This window comes from Exiguobacterium sp. HSB13, from assembly GCF_056764755.1.
Window position 1 is genome coordinate 704146 of record NZ_JBUZOM010000001.1, and the last position, 14828, is coordinate 718973.

Genomic DNA, 14828 nt, shown 5'->3' on the forward strand with positions numbered 1-14828 from the left:
TTGCACTGTTACTTCCGCTTGTTTTTCTCTAGAAGGCGATTTTGAGCGAAAAAATGCTTTTGTGATACCTTTTCTCAATTCATCCAAATCGAACGAGATATCAACGATTTCTTTTCATAATTTTTCTTGCGTAGAAAGTAATTGTCTTCTCATTAAAAATAGGATAAACCTTTTTTAAGTTGAATTGGTAAAAAATAAATGTAATTATATAAATATAGTAAAAGAGAAGTAGTTTTCTTCTATAAAAGTAAAATAAAGTATGAGGAATTGAGAGGGGAAACAGAAAGATGAAAAATCAAATTTTAGAAAGTGTTTTCGCAGCAATGTTTTTCTTATTTTTCTAATGTTTTTTGAAGGAATACCGAAGTCGACTGATACATGGGTCGAATACGGAATAAAGTCTGTGGCAATTGCTGTCATTTTCCTAATAACGGAAGGTATTTTTTCTAAAAAGTCTCTTAAAAAAAACACATCAAATCAATAAAGTACTCATTCTATTGCTGAGTACACGATAGAAGAAAGCCCACATGTGCGTCATAGTGTGGGCTTTCTTCAATATCGCAATCCAACTCGAGGTTATTTCTTCATCCATTTTGCACTCCGACCAAGACCTGATGGGGCAATGATCCCTTCGTCACGTAAGTCACGCAACACGCGATTGATTGTTGCCTCACTGATGTCGGGGCACGCTTTCCGTACGTCTGCCTTCGTGAATGGTGTGATTCGTCCTTCGACGAAACGACGAATCCGACTGTTCTTGTTTTGACTACCCGTCGTGACCGATCCAACGCGATCTTCGAGTTCTTTGTAGGCAGCAAGAATCGTACTCAACAAGTAATTGATCCAAGGGAACGGATCTTGTTGGTTTTGGTGCCAACGAACAGAAGAGAGACGGAGTGACTCATAGTAATCTTCCTTCCGTGATTCGACGATTTTCTCAAGACTGATATAGCGTCCGACCTCGAAGCCATACTGATAGAGAAGCAAGAGTGTCAACAATCGTGCCATCCGACCATTCCCGTCGTTAAAAGGATGAATGGATAGGAAATCGAGAACGAACAGACTCGTCAGGATGAGCGGATCGACGTCCTCGTGTTGCCGACGCTCACGTAGGCTGTCACATAACGTCTGCATCGCTGCCGGAGTTTCGAATGCTGGAACGGGAATGAAGCGCGTCCGGCGCGTGCCATCCGGGTATGTCTCGCTGATCTCGTTATCGACGTTCTTCCACCGCCCACCTTCGACGGGAACAAACTTATAGAGTTCCTTGTGTAGTTGCAACAGAATGTTCGCATTGACCGGGATGTCCTCGGCTGAGGCATGGATCAGGTTGAGGACGTCCCGGTAACCAGCAATCTCTGCCTCGGAACGATCTGCGGGATCAGCTGACTTTGACATGATAGTTTGAAGACGACTCTCCGTAACGATGATTCCTTCAATCGCATTCGAGGCTTTCGTCGACTGGATGACGGCGACATCGCGTAAGGTGTTGAGGATTTGAGGCGCTTGCTGTTTATAGAGATCCTGCTTTCCTTTGTACTCATTGATCCGTCCAATCAAACGGACGGTCTCCATCGGCAGGGCGAGACTTTTGAGATAGGTATATGTATAGTCGCGCATTCGTTGAACTCCTTTCACGAAATAGATCATTTTATATTAAACATATTCATTTTTACACTTTTTGACTATGTTTATCGCTATTATAACGTATTTAAAAGCATTCAAGCATAGATAAACATAGTCAAATCATTATAATTTGACTATGTTTATACGTGTTCTGATCATGATTATTTTTCTTTTAATTCTAACGATTTCCTTAAAATAAATAAATGTAATGAATGACGAACCGAACTGAGTACAAAAGACATCGGATACTCAAAGTCATTTTTGCGCATTTCTCAATGCCCTTGTTGTAAAATAAGATAGATAACGACGGAACAGGTAAGGGGCGAATAGACATGACGAAGCGATCGATCCAAGATGCTGCTTTTTTGGGCAAACGAAAACAAGTAATGCGCTGCATCGAACGTGGTGACGATCTGAACGAACTGGATGAAGAAGGGTTTGCGGCACTTCATTGGGCAATTCAGGAAGGATACCAACGGATCGTCGAATTGTTACTCGATCACGGTGCGGATGTTAACCTGCCGAATCAAGACGGGATGTCACCGTTGCATATAGCGCTATATGATCAAAAGACGGACATTGCGTTACTTTTGATCAAGCGAGGCGCTCATCTTGATTTAAATGAATATGGCTTCTCAGCGCTTCATTTAGTAGCGGGGCGGTCCGGTAATAAAAAAGTCTTACGCAAACTAGCGCAGAACGTCGAGTTGTTACATCAACGGACCGATGACGGGGAAGGTGTGACACCGCTGCATTATGCAGCGCAAGAAGGCAAGTCGAAAAAAGTCCAACTGTTACTGGAGGCAGGAGCAGAAGTCGATGCCGTCGGACTGGACGGATTCACACCGCTGTACCTCGCAGTCGGTAATAATCATCCGAAAGCAGTCAAAGTGCTTCTAAAGGCAGGAGCTGACATCGAAGCGGAAAACGTCGCGGATGGCGATACGGCAGTCCTTGCATTAGCGAGCGCCTACGGCTATGAACGCGTCGTCCGTTTACTGCTCTCATATGGAGCCGATCCACTTCACAGAAATGAAGATGGGCGAACGGCACGTGATGCGGCACTTGATAATGAACATCTTCAGATTGCGGAGATTTTACGACAAAAAGAGATTGATGCAAGCGAGTAAATTGTATGAACGGCTAAAGTAGTACGTCAAGTAGGAGTGAAGGTCTTGAATATTCGTTTAGCAACATCTAATGATATGAAGGCGGTATCGATGATTTACGTCGATACTTGGAAGACGACTTACATTGGGTTAGTTCCGGAAGCATATTTGGCACAACTTTCTGTTCAAGAAGCTGAACGGAAATGGACACAGTTTTTAGCTGATTCCTCCCAACGTACATTCCTTTATGTGGTGTTAGATGAAAAGGGAAAAATAGTTGGTTTTGCAGCGGGTCAGATTCGTACTATTGATGAAGTACATAAAGGAGAATTATATGCTCTTTATGTATTACCAGAAGCGCAAAGTTTAGGTATCGGAAAAAAATTGATATTGACTGTTTCCAAGCATTTTTTAAAAGAAGATATCTTTTCAATGATGGTTTGGGTAATGAAAATGAATCGGTCGGGACGAGCATTTTATAAACGTCTAGGAGGCAGTTATTCAGATTTCCGTTTGAGTCGTTTCGGGAATGTCACGGTGGAAGACGAGGCCTATGAATGGCTGGATATTGCTACTCTTGTTCGTCGTCTTCAGAATTAATGAGAAAGGAGGAAGTACGATGCACCTGTACTTCCTCCTTTCATTTCTCATAGATGCCATTGCAACAGTAATCCAGCTTGTGTCAAACCGCCACCGAATCCATATAACAGAAGCATATCTCCCGCTTTGATTTTTCCCTCAGATATACCTTTATCTAAAGATAAGGGGATGGTCGCTGAGGAAGTGTTGCCGTAATTGACTAGACTGTATAGCGTCTTATCAAAGGGAACACCACTTTTTTCACAGATTGATTGAATCATGCGAAGGTTTGCGCTATGCGGAATGAACCAATCGATTTTATCTAAAGTCATAGATGCTTGATTCATTACATATTTCATTCCTTGAGGAACCGTACTGACCGCCCACTTGTATACCTCTCGTCCATTTTGGACGATTTTATTATTATGAATAATAAGATTTTCGAACAATTGATTTGACAGGTTTGAGCAGTATAGACTCGATCCTTTTTCTCCTTCCGAGTTCACGTAGAAGGAAATAAAGTCAGACTGGACTTCATCACGTTCCACAAGAACAGCTCCACTACCGTCTCCAAATAAAATGCATGTGTTTCGATCCGCGTAGTCAGTAATTTTAGAAAGTGTTTCTGCACCGATAACTAGAATTTTTTTATGAAGACCAGATGAAATTAATCCGTTCGCCAAGTGTAATCCGTATGTAAATCCTGCACAAGCGGCGTTCAGGTCAATTGCACCGGCATTTTTTATACCGAGTTTTGCTTGAACCAAAGATGCGGTACTTGGTGTAGTAAAGTCCGGCGTCATCGTACAGAGAATAATCATATCGACATCTTGAAAATCCTTATTGTAGCGCTGTTTCAAATTCATGGCCGCTTGATATGCAAGATCACTTGTCGATTCATTTTGGTCTGCAATTCTTCGTTCCTTGATCCCTGTTCGTTGAAGTATCCATTCATCATTTGTTTCTACTAATTTCTCCAGGTCGTGGTTTGTCATGATGCGATTTGGAACATATGAGCCTATTGCTGTGATACGGGCACGAGATGTAATCATGAATTATTCCTCCCTGTAAAAAAATGTTTCCTTAAATTTTCATTATTAGGTATTAGTACTAGATACTAATATAAATGTGATTTCGATTAAATACAAGCAATGTAACCGATAGGATTCTTTATTAAATCAAATAGTTTAAAAAATAGAGCAGTTTCTAGCGAAAGGATGAATACGACATGATCGGAATCAGCATCGCCACCACATGGGAGTTTGACGCGACGCTCGCGTATTTTGATGTCTCGCCTGAAGAAAGAATCACTTATCCATTTGGTGAATACTTCACGCGTGAGATGAATGGGAAGACACTTCTGTTTTACAGCACGGGCGTTCGAAAAGTAAATGGCATCGGAGCGAATCAATATATGATCCTCCGCTTCTCATTGACGAAGGTCATCGTTGCTGGAACGTGTGCCGGGATTAATCCGAGGTACGACGTACTCGACATCATCGTGCCAGATCGTGCCGTTCAATATGATTGTACGGTCAAAGAGATCGAACCCCTCATCAAACCTTCGTTCATCGTCGACCTCGACGTGTCGAAGTATGGCAATGACTTTCATCTCGGAACAATCGGAACAGCAGACCGCGCTGTCGTCATGTGGCGCGACTATATCGAACTGCGGGATAACGGGTTGACGATTGCCGATACGGAAGCGGGAGCTATCGCGTACACCTGTCAGAAAAACGCAGTTGAATGTATCATCATCAAAGGTATCTCCGATTTTCCGACCGAAGAGAAGAAAGAAGATGCTGTCGAGGCAAACGTCGAGCAGATGCGGATTTATATCGAGAACACACCAAAAGTCATGACGAAAATTTTCTCTGATTATTTGGTACGATTCATATAAAAAACGCAGATATCTCGTTCATCATCGAACGAACAATCTGCGTTTTCACATATAATGCTTTCGTTTGTACAGCTTATGTTCAATCCACGTCCAAATGCGAATTGCCACATAGAGATCAAGGATTGAACCAATCGCCATCATGATCAACATGAGGATACCACTCGTATCAAAAGCAAGTAATGACTCGAAAACCGTAAAGATGATAGCTAACACAAGGGGAATTGTGATGCCGATCCAGACGGATGAAAATAAAAGTGCCTTCCACATCCTCAAGATCCTTTCTCGTAAATAGTTTATTTAAGTACTTCAAATAATGAACACGTAAAATGGAGATATAAAATAGAAGATGAAATGGATTGATGGGATTCGGAACAAAACGATGTTCGTAAATCCGGATGTACGGTTACCTAGCTATTTTGTTCCGCCACCTAATCCAACAAAGGTAATAAATAAACCTACTGTGATGGCGGTAGCAAGTACGATGTTTTGATAAATACCAGTTGGAAAAAAATCGACGATGAAGAGTAGTAAAAATAGTGATGCGACAATTAGTCGTGCATCTCGTACGGAAGAATCTAATGTACGCCATTTGATGAAAAGTAAGATGTACGCTAAAGGTGCAAATAAATAAGAAATAATAAAGAAGGGGATTCTTCTTAAATAATAAGGTACTTTTTCTTCCTTATCTTCCATTATTATCACTCCAAAAACTCATTTTTTGAATTAACTTTATAATACACCAATTAAAAGTCATGCAACGGATCTTTGACGACTACTTATACCGGTTTCTAACGTAATCATTCATCGGTGTACTTCTTTTACATATTTTCCAAGTTTCTTGCGGCAATATAGTTCAGTAGCATTGTATTTTTTGAAATATGTTCTATCATAGTGAATGGAAACGTTTTCTTAAAATGGTGAGTACATACCGAACTGTACAAGAAATGCGCTGCAATCGTCAGGATTCGTAAGTGTAGAAGTAGATGGAGGGACATAGAAGCATGCAGGAATGGAAAGCATCTGGTCAACCGGGTCAGAAACGGATTGATATCGAAAGCCGGTTTCGTCCAGAAATCGAAGGGCTACGAACGGTAGCTGCCTTACTCGTCGCGATTTATCACATTTGGTTCAATCGTGTCTCAGGAGGTGTCGATGTCTTCTTCGTCATCTCGGGTTTTTTAATCACGACATCGATCATCTCGACGATCAACCGAACAGGAGAATTTAAGTTCCTGCCGTACGTCACAAAGTTGCTGAAACGCCTCTTGCCATCCGTTTTGTTCATCTTAGGCGTCGTCTTAGTATTAAGCACATTTTTATTACCGGCATCAATTCTCGGTAAAACGATTCGTGAAGTTGTCGCCTCGATGTTCTTTTATCAAAACTGGCAACTCGCCGTCTCGAGTACGGATTACTTGGACGCGACCCAGATGAAGTCACCCGTTGAACATTTTTGGGCGCTATCGATCCAGTGGCAGTTCTATATGATTTGGTTCGTCTTGTTCTCGTTCATCTTATGGATGATGAACAAGTATCAGATTCGATCGATTAAAACCGTTTTAAATGGGTTGCTTGGATTCCTATTCGTCACGTCACTCGCGTACTCGATCTACCTGACAAAAGTCAATCAGCCGTGGGCGTATTTCATTACGCCGACGCGGGTATGGGAATTTGCCTTAGGTAGTCTGTTATGTGTGAACTTATCGGCGATTCGTGTTCCGAAGTGGATAGCGACGATCATCGGCTGGGTTGGTCTGATTGGCTTGCTGACGACTGGTGTTCTGTTTAACGTCTCGCAAATGTTCCCTGGCTATATCGCACTCTGGCCGATGACATGTGCTTTGATGATCGTGTTATCAGGAACGCAAGAGACACGATTCGGATTAAAACGATTCCTCGGATCAAAGCCGATGGTCAAGCTCGGAGGGATTGCGTTCGGGATTTACCTTTGGCACTGGGTGTTGCTTGAGTTCTATCGCTACAACGTGCAACAAACACCCGGTCTGCTCATCGGTACATTGATCATTGTCGCGTCGATTGGTCTATCCTACTTGATGACGGAATGGGTTGAAAAACCGATTCGCACTTCGACCGTCAATCGGACAGCGTTCAAGAAGCTGGGTGCACTGTTGACGATTAACGTCTTGTTGATTGGATCCTTACTCGGACTCGCTTATATGGAGGAACAAGAGCTAAAACAAGCTGTCAGCAAAAATAAATACCCGGGTGCTTTAGCGATCGAACAAACGCTGCCTGTACCGAAGCAAGACCCGTTCCCGTCTTATGCGAACGTCTTCAATGACTTACCGCTCGTTCATACGGATGGTAGCAACCAAGGGCTGCAAAAGACGGAAGCGAAAGTCGGTGAATACGGGAAGACGAAGGATTATAAAGCGACAATCGCGCTTGTTGGGAGCTCGCATTCGGAGCAATGGTTCGGTGCATTACATGAAGCAATCAAAGGAACGGACATCCGTTTACTTAATCTGACGCGGTCAGGAACACGTTTTTCGACCGGTTATGAACCGGACTCCTTAAAAGGAATCTGGAACCAGAACGTCTTGAACTATTTGAAGGATGCCGATGTTGATTTGATCATCTCGCACGTGACTGCAGCGGATGCTTCAAAAGACAGCATCCATCAACAAATGGTCGACCAGATGCAGTTCGTCAAAGACGAGTATGGGATCGATGGTCTAGCACTCCGGGATAATCCACGGTATGACTTCAACGTACTCGAGGCGCTCGAGACGACAAGCATCGCGGATACGACGAAACAGATGAATACGCAACCGAATCAAACGGATGAGGCGTACTGGAAACAGTTCGAAAAAACGAATCAGTCGCTTCATAAGCTGGATTTGACGCGTTACTTCCACGTCAAAGGCGAGTATCGCCCTGTCATCGGCAATGTCGTCATCTATCGTGACAACAGCCATATGACGAATACGTATGCGGAAAGCTTTGCTCCGATGTTCAAGAAAAAGCTCGACGAAGTGCTCGCGGACAAATTAGCGAGTACAACAGCTAACACGAACCAATAGAAATTGAGAGCGTGTCGTGAAGCTTAACGAGGAGGCAATGAAAGAAACCATGGCAAATGTTAAGGCAAAGTTTAATCGGTGTTTAAAACTAATCGAAAAATACCCACAAGCTTTCATAGTGGGGAATGGGTCAACGGAAAATGAGATTCTTGAAGTCGAACATCGTCTTCAGGTCACGTTTCCGCCAATGTACAAAGAATTTCTAAAACAGTTTAGTTATCTGGCTACGCATGATGAAGAGATCTGGGGAATCGGTCCATCAAACAACCAGTTAGATCTTGTATTTAGACTTGAAAAATATAACAAGGAACTCCGAAGCAAATCTCAAAGTGAAGTTCCTTCACATTTAATCGGAATACAAATGGAAGACTTTAGTTCGTCGCTCATTTGTCTAGACTTACAAGCCTTGACCTACAATGATCAAGAGGCAAAAGTATGTTTTTACCCAAGTGATGACGAACCTTACTATGCAGATTCCTTCACGGAAAGATTATTTGAGGTGTGTGATAGTGCCGTGTCAACGTATTTAGAGGATACAGAGGACGAATCTTCTACTACGATTGAAAAGGTGAGTGCGATCAAGACGGAGCACAAGGATGTTTATTTCGAAGCAAAAGCGTTGATCCATGCACATCCAGAGTTATCTGAGTTTGGAGAAGGGATTTCGGACGCTGAAGTTGAGGTAATTGAAAAAGAGTTAAACGTCACCTTACCTGAAAGTTACGTGACATTCATGAAAGAATTCGGAGGGGGTATCTTTGGAGACAACCAGTTTTTTACGATGTTCAATGAGGAATTAGTAAAAACGAATCTCGAATTGTATCATCCAACAGAATTTGAGCATGCTCTTTCAAAACATCTAGTAGCTGTCTATTTTGATGATCTTGAGGAATTTTATGCGTGTCTTGATTTCAAAAATATAGTGAATGGTGAGCCTAAAGTAGTGTATCGAGAAGTGAACGTCCCGGAAGAAGACTATGATGATCGTGATGCATTCAAATCGTTCTCCGATTTTCTCTACTACATTATTCAAGACACCATTGAGGTCAATAGCTGATAACATCCTATCGACTACGTAAATGCTCGATTTTTCGTCAAACGAATAAGCAGCACAATTAAAACGGCTTGAGTCCAGAATTCAAAAGGACTTAAGCCGTTTTCCTATTCTTAGCATCACTTAACATATGAACCATACAGAAGGGCTAAACGAAAACACAGAAAAACTCCCTTCAAAATAAACGGTTGAAAGAATGAAACCGTCTGTTTTGAGAGGGAGCGTTTATTCAACAGATTGAAACAATTAAACGGAATAACTGCCGTCCGGTTGCTCACGTAATTCGAGTGCTTCCGTGCGAACCTGTGGATTCGTCCCGAAGTACGCATCGACGACACGGGAAGCGGCGAAGCCGTCCTCCATCGGACCGTACGTCGCACGGAACGTATCGAGTTGCGCTTGATACATTTTCGTCAGACGCGGAATGTCCGATAAGGCGTGAAGCAAAGCCTCTTCCGTCTCTAAGATGGGTCCCGGAAGATCGTTGTAGTAATCGAGATAGAATCCGCGCAGCGTATCCCGATAGAGGTCAAGGTCATACGCATAGAACATCATCGGTCGATTCATGTTCGCGAAGTCGAAGAAGACAGAGGAATAGTCCGTGATCAGCAGATCGGTGATCAAATACAATTCCTGAATATCCGGATAGGCTGTCGCATCAATGAATTGTTCCCGGTGCTGTGCTGGAATCTTCGGCTTTTTCGTGACGAGCACGTGCGTTCGAATCAAGAAGACATACTCATCGCCTAACGCTTCCGCGACCCGGTCGAAATCAAACGGATAGTCAAAGTAGAACTTCCCTTTCCCGAGCGATTGATGATCGCGGAAGGTCGGTGCATACAAGATGACTTTTTTGCCTTCCGGCAGTTGCAACTGTGTCCGAATCCGATCGATCGTTGCCTCATCATTTGCTGTAAAGAAAAGGTCATTTCGCGGATAACCAGATTCGACGACAGGACCGCTATACTGGAATGCACTTCTAAAGATGTTCGTCGCATAAGGACTCGGAGACAAGAGGACGCTCCATTGCGCGATCGAATTCGTCACTCGTTCGACGTAGCCTTCATCCCGTCCATGGATCTCATCTAAGTCAAACAACATCTTCTTCAACGGCGTGCCGTGCCACGTCTGGATGTACGTCGTCTCTTTCCGCCGCGTCATGTAGTGCGGGAAGTTCTGATTGTTGACCCAAAACTTCGCCGTTGCCATGTAATAGAAGTAGGCGGGAGACAGGCGTTTGACGACTTTTGCATTCGGATCACTCAGATAGAGCTTTTTGTTATAGATCCAGACGACTTTATAGCCGAGAGCTTGGTTCTTCAGTTCTTCGTAAATGTAACGCGGGCTGTCCGCGTAATGTTTACCGAGACCGCTCTCGAAGACGACAAGTTTTGGGTCGACCGGTAAGACGCGTTGCATGAGTCGATATCCTGCCTTCATCGTCGGGAAGTAGAACCGGCTCCGACGATAGACCTTAAAGAGGATGTTCGCCGCTTCGTTCGTCTGAATCTTCTCTAAAAGACTCGTCTGTTTCGTATAGTTCGCGATCGTTTGATAGACCTGATCGGAATAGGTCGTATCCGTTTTCGTCAAGAAGACGTCAGCACGTCTCTTGTATTCGTCATCCATCTCAAAATGACGGCGTGCTGTCGCATCGAGATCCTCGAACAAGTCATCGATCGTCTTTGAGATCCGACCCGGTAATTCGTTCTCGAGATCGAGATACGAACCGAGCGGACCGATGAAGCGTTTCGGATCGAATTGCAGGTAATGGACCGGTCGCTTCAAGAAACTGAAGTCAAAGGCGACACTCGAGTAGTCGGTGACGAGCAAGAGGCTCTCTTTTAACAACCCTTGGACATCACGTTCGCCTTGATGGATGACCGTGATTGGTAAGTTCTCGAAGTGACTCGAGTATTGCTGCATGTTCGGGTGCAGGCAAAGGACGATCTCGAGACGATGTTGTTTTGCGTATGCATGCAGACGCTCACTCGATAGGAACGCTTGGTACTGCTGATAATATTCCGATTCGAAGAACTGGAGTGGCGTCTGTAGCCACGAGCGCCACGTCGGAATGACGAGCATCTGACGTTTGACTGGGACGTCGTCGTTCAAGAGGGCATCAAAACGAGACAAACCGGTGATTTTGACCTCTCGCTCAGCGTAGCCCATGTCTTGTGTGACGAGTCGTTTCTCACGCTCGGAACTGACGAGGAACAGATCCGTATCGAAGGCAGCGGCAAACTTCCCGTACTGGTCATTCATGTTCTTCGTTCCGAGTACCCCGTGTTGGATGAAGACACGATCCGCCCGCATCTTCCGTTTGAACGGTTCGGACCGGAGCGGATACAAGTATTCCGCGTGGTGTGTCCCGATGACCTTCTTCGCCATCAACGAGTGATAGATGTGTTCCTTCGATTTGATCGGCAAGACGTTTCCGAGCGGAGCAACTTGCGCGTATTCGTTCGACGTCGGATCGATGACGTAATAGACCGGTCGCTCCGGATAGGTCTCGCGCATAAACTTGAAGAAGTGATACCCGTTGTCCTGCGCTTTATAGGGACGTTCTCCGACGAGCCACGTGTTCTTCTCAGCAAACAGCCGGTAGAGCGGGGCGAACGTCATCAGGTGATTCAGATAGGCGTAATTTTCATTCGTAAACTCGGTCATCTCAAACGATAGATTCCGGTGACCGACCGTGTAGTACGGGATGATGTGCATCGTCGACGTATCATCTTTCCCTAACGCTTCCGGTGTCAGTTGACGCGTGATGTACCGGGCGCGACCGAGACGGTGTAATTTTGGTTCCGACCGGTGATAGAAGTCGAGTGCGACGAAGGCGTCATAAACCCCTTCTTGTAATTGCGCTGCTTGATAGAGTTGCGACCAATGGATCGTCGCCGTGTAGTGATAACGATACAATCCGAATTTTTTCGCACTTGTCTCATTTTGGTACAACCAATCGATCGGGACCGGAACTTGATTGCCACTTTCCCGGTGCACGAGGAGCAATCGTCCCGTCTTGATGAACGCGTGACGGGTAAAAGCTTTCCCGCTGATGATCGTCGTCGCTTTCGTCTCATTGCGGACCGCATCAATCTGAATCTTCGGCTTCGTCTGCGGTTCTTTATTCAACAATAGACGCAGGTTGCCTTTTAAATCCGTATACAACTGGACGAATTCGTTGGACGTCTCATCCATCAATGGCGCGAGCGGCGCGGGAATCTGCGTGTCAAGGAAACGTCCTAACAAAATCTCACGGGTGAAGACGGATGCATCGAGCGTAGCATGACTCGGTAAGCCGTCAGACTCCCATTTGTGTAATTGTTCTGGTGTGAGGTGTTCGACTTTTTTCTTAAACGTCAGCCAGAGTGAAAAACGACCGACTGGATAGGCAGTATCTTGATCGGCTTCGACAGACTCGATCTCAACGAGACCATCCTCTTCAACCGTCGGAACGTCCGCATCCTGCATCTGAGCAGCGTGTTGACTCAGCTGAGAGACGAGCGTATGCGGCAGTTGGAAAGAGAAGCGATGATCGTGCTGTTGGTTCGGTACTTCAAGGACCGTCTCTTGCAAACGATCGCGAATGAGTAAGGACGTGATCGTCAGCAACGGATCGTTCAATTGACCGGATAGCGTATAGTCTGTCGGAGAGGATTGAATCTGTAACGACTCTTTTAACGCCGATCGTTTAAGTTTCTTTGGTTTCTTCGGAAGTACAGTGTGCCCGAATTGGAGCACCCGGAGAACAGATTTAAACAGCATGGAATCAAGGGACCTCCTACTAAGTGATATTTTATGAAAGCGTTATCTTCCATTAGCATTCTATCACAATCAATAGCTAAAACATCCCAAAATTTGAAAAACAATACGGACCTTGGTGGGTAGACGAAAAAACCTTCTCACAGAGGAGAAGGTCAATAATCGATTAGTCGAGCTCACTCAAAAGCGTTAACCAGTTTGTCGTAAAGAGCTCATCAGAAAACCGATTGATCGAGTGCAGGGCGGCTTCTCCCATTTGATGGCGTAGAGCCGGTTGCTCCATCAAGCGGATCGCTGCTGCTGCAAAAGCTGACGTGTCACCGGGTGGAACGATATAACCGGTCGTCCCGTGCGCGATGATTTCACGCGGACCATAACAGATGTCATAGGCGATGACCGGAACACCGTGCCCCATGCTCTCAAGAATCGCCATCCCGAACCCTTCGGATTGCGACGTGAAGATCGTTGCGACGGCGCCATGATAGGCGTCTTGAATGTTCGTGATGAATCCGTTGAACCGGATCTGTTTCGTCAGTGACAGTTCCTTAATCAACGCGTGAAGATCCTTTTCGAGTTGATCGTTGTAACCGAAGCCATAGAAATCAAGGAAAGCATTCGGATGCTGGTCGACGATCTTCCGCATGACACGGATACTGGCAGCGACATCCTTTTTGATTTGAATGCGCGAGACGACGATGAACCGATTTGGATCAGGTTCAGGAAGAACCGTATAATCCGCTTCCGGCACCGCACCGACACCGTGAGGAATCGCATGGAACGTCTCCGGATGACCGAACTGATCGGTCATATGTGCTTGTTGCCGAGGGGTTGCCGTGATGACTCGATCCCACTCGTCGATACGACCGAATAACGTATCCCAGACACCGCTGACCGTTGCCGTCTCGTTGAAGGGGGAGACGAAGTGATTGCTGTGTCCGAAGGCGATTTTTTTGATATTCGGATGCTTGATATCCAAGATGACCGCGTCCAAATTCTTTTTCGGTAGGTTGGCAAGACGATCCCGGTATTCTGACGAGATCAAGACCGCCTCATGCTGACCTAACAGCTTATTCAAGACGAACGTATTAAAGGTCGCCGGATCATTGAACTGTTTTTCCTGACCGGCTTCGAAATAAAACAGATGACTCCAGTCCGCTGAATTGATTTTATGCCAAATCGTTAAATAACACGTCCCGTCACTATGGAAGAAGGAGCGAGAGACCGGTTTGTTCGACGTAAACGAATACTGGATCGTCTGCACCAACTGGCCGTTATCCAGGTATTCTTCGCGGCGCAGGCGATGACGATTCTCTGAAAAATAATCGATGAAGCTGAGCTGATCATTCGCGTCAAACCGGGCGTACTGGACGTATGTACCATTTTCGAACAACCGATACGAATCTTTTTCGGCGCGACTCGCGTCGAGGAACAACGTATACCGCTTTTCCCAGCGTGGAATCAATTCGCCTTTCGAAGAGACGACGGACCGTTTGTCTGCCTGGCGACGTGCTAAAAAATTAATGACGTTGACGACTTGGATGCGAGAATCAAGCAACCGTGCCTCGACCATCTCTTGACGAATCGTTTCAAGATTCGGTTGAATCCCTAACGTCACGAGCGTCACGTTTCGCTCCGGATCAGCCGCGATGATCGCATTCGCTCGTTTAATGACTGCTTTTGATAAACCGCCACGCTGGGTCGCTAACGTATTCAATGTAAAAAACAAATCTCGTTTCATAGGGCATCTCCTT

At 45.1% G+C, this 14828-nt stretch carries 11 protein-coding genes; 5 read left to right on the forward strand and 6 right to left on the reverse strand.

Annotation, left to right across the window (positions count from 1 at the left end; translation table 11 throughout):
- Positions 1-576: 576 nt before the first annotated feature.
- Positions 577-1620, reverse strand: coding sequence for a Fic family protein (locus tag ACZGCQ_RS03720; protein ID WP_481265467.1), 1044 nt, complete (start codon positions 1618-1620; stop codon positions 577-579).
- Between the two features lie 338 nt (positions 1621-1958).
- Between ACZGCQ_RS03720 and ACZGCQ_RS03725 the strand changes: the two genes are divergently transcribed.
- Both ACZGCQ_RS03725 and ACZGCQ_RS03730 read left to right on the forward strand, forming a co-directional pair.
- Positions 1959-2756, forward strand: coding sequence for an ankyrin repeat domain-containing protein (locus ACZGCQ_RS03725; protein ID WP_047395790.1), 798 nt, complete (start codon positions 1959-1961; stop codon positions 2754-2756).
- A 45-nt stretch (positions 2757-2801) separates the two neighbouring features.
- Positions 2802-3335, forward strand: a complete 534-nt coding sequence (locus ACZGCQ_RS03730) for an N-acetyltransferase family protein (RefSeq protein ID WP_481265468.1) — start codon at positions 2802-2804, stop codon at positions 3333-3335.
- Positions 3336-3382: 47 nt separating this feature from the next.
- Here the strand turns inward: ACZGCQ_RS03730 and ACZGCQ_RS03735 are convergent, their stop codons facing one another.
- Positions 3383-4366, reverse strand: coding sequence for a beta-ketoacyl-ACP synthase 3 (locus tag ACZGCQ_RS03735; protein WP_481265469.1), 984 nt, complete (start codon positions 4364-4366; stop codon positions 3383-3385).
- Positions 4367-4542: 176 nt separating this feature from the next.
- On the opposite strand from ACZGCQ_RS03735, the gene ACZGCQ_RS03740 reads away from it, so the two are divergent.
- A complete protein-coding gene (locus ACZGCQ_RS03740; RefSeq protein ID WP_481265470.1) occupies positions 4543-5214 on the forward strand; it encodes a 5'-methylthioadenosine/S-adenosylhomocysteine nucleosidase family protein in 672 nt (223 codons plus the stop codon).
- A gap of 45 nt (positions 5215-5259) precedes the next feature.
- Here ACZGCQ_RS03740 and ACZGCQ_RS03745 read toward each other — a convergent pair whose 3' ends face one another.
- Together ACZGCQ_RS03745 and ACZGCQ_RS03750 are read right to left on the reverse strand one after the other, a co-directional pair.
- Entirely contained in the window at positions 5260-5481 is a 222-nt protein-coding gene (locus tag ACZGCQ_RS03745) for a hypothetical protein (RefSeq protein WP_047395768.1), read from the reverse strand.
- A gap of 144 nt (positions 5482-5625) precedes the next feature.
- Positions 5626-5907 (reverse strand): hypothetical protein, encoded by a 282-nt coding sequence (locus ACZGCQ_RS03750; protein ID WP_047395765.1) that lies wholly within the window; start codon positions 5905-5907, stop codon positions 5626-5628.
- A 308-nt stretch (positions 5908-6215) separates the two neighbouring features.
- Between ACZGCQ_RS03750 and ACZGCQ_RS03755 the strand changes: the two genes are divergently transcribed.
- Positions 6216-8258 (forward strand): acyltransferase family protein, encoded by a 2043-nt coding sequence (locus ACZGCQ_RS03755; RefSeq protein ID WP_481265471.1) that lies wholly within the window; start codon positions 6216-6218, stop codon positions 8256-8258.
- Positions 8259-8295: 37 nt separating this feature from the next.
- The gene (locus tag ACZGCQ_RS03760) at positions 8296-9315 is read left to right on the forward strand and encodes an SMI1/KNR4 family protein (RefSeq protein WP_481265472.1); all 1020 of its coding nucleotides are present in this window, start codon (positions 8296-8298) and stop codon (positions 9313-9315) included.
- Between the two features lie 243 nt (positions 9316-9558).
- Here ACZGCQ_RS03760 and ACZGCQ_RS03765 read toward each other — a convergent pair whose 3' ends face one another.
- A complete protein-coding gene (locus tag ACZGCQ_RS03765; RefSeq protein ID WP_481265473.1) occupies positions 9559-13080 on the reverse strand; it encodes a CDP-glycerol glycerophosphotransferase family protein in 3522 nt (1173 codons plus the stop codon).
- A 163-nt stretch (positions 13081-13243) separates the two neighbouring features.
- On the reverse strand, positions 13244-14815 hold the full coding sequence (locus tag ACZGCQ_RS03770; protein ID WP_481265474.1) for a glycosyltransferase: 1572 nt from the start codon (positions 14813-14815) through the stop codon (positions 13244-13246).
- Between the last annotated feature and the right edge of the window lie 13 nt (positions 14816-14828).

What these genes read in the sequence shown, in the direction of transcription:
- ACZGCQ_RS03720 (WP_481265467.1), bottom strand. Translation starts at nt 1,620, where the DNA reads ATGCGCGACTATACATATACCTATCTCAAAAGTCTCGCCCTGCCGATG.
- ACZGCQ_RS03725 (WP_047395790.1), top strand. Translation starts at nt 1,959, where the DNA reads ATGACGAAGCGATCGATCCAAGATGCTGCTTTTTTGGGCAAACGAAAA.
- ACZGCQ_RS03735 (WP_481265469.1), bottom strand. Translation starts at nt 4,366, where the DNA reads ATGATTACATCTCGTGCCCGTATCACAGCAATAGGCTCATATGTTCCA.
- ACZGCQ_RS03740 (WP_481265470.1), top strand. Translation starts at nt 4,543, where the DNA reads ATGATCGGAATCAGCATCGCCACCACATGGGAGTTTGACGCGACGCTC.
- ACZGCQ_RS03745 (WP_047395768.1), bottom strand. Translation starts at nt 5,481, where the DNA reads ATGTGGAAGGCACTTTTATTTTCATCCGTCTGGATCGGCATCACAATT.
- ACZGCQ_RS03750 (WP_047395765.1), bottom strand. Translation starts at nt 5,907, where the DNA reads ATGGAAGATAAGGAAGAAAAAGTACCTTATTATTTAAGAAGAATCCCC.
- ACZGCQ_RS03755 (WP_481265471.1), top strand. Translation starts at nt 6,216, where the DNA reads ATGCAGGAATGGAAAGCATCTGGTCAACCGGGTCAGAAACGGATTGAT.
- ACZGCQ_RS03760 (WP_481265472.1), top strand. Translation starts at nt 8,296, where the DNA reads ATGAAAGAAACCATGGCAAATGTTAAGGCAAAGTTTAATCGGTGTTTA.
- ACZGCQ_RS03765 (WP_481265473.1), bottom strand. Translation starts at nt 13,080, where the DNA reads ATGCTGTTTAAATCTGTTCTCCGGGTGCTCCAATTCGGGCACACTGTA.
- ACZGCQ_RS03770 (WP_481265474.1), bottom strand. Translation starts at nt 14,815, where the DNA reads ATGAAACGAGATTTGTTTTTTACATTGAATACGTTAGCGACCCAGCGT.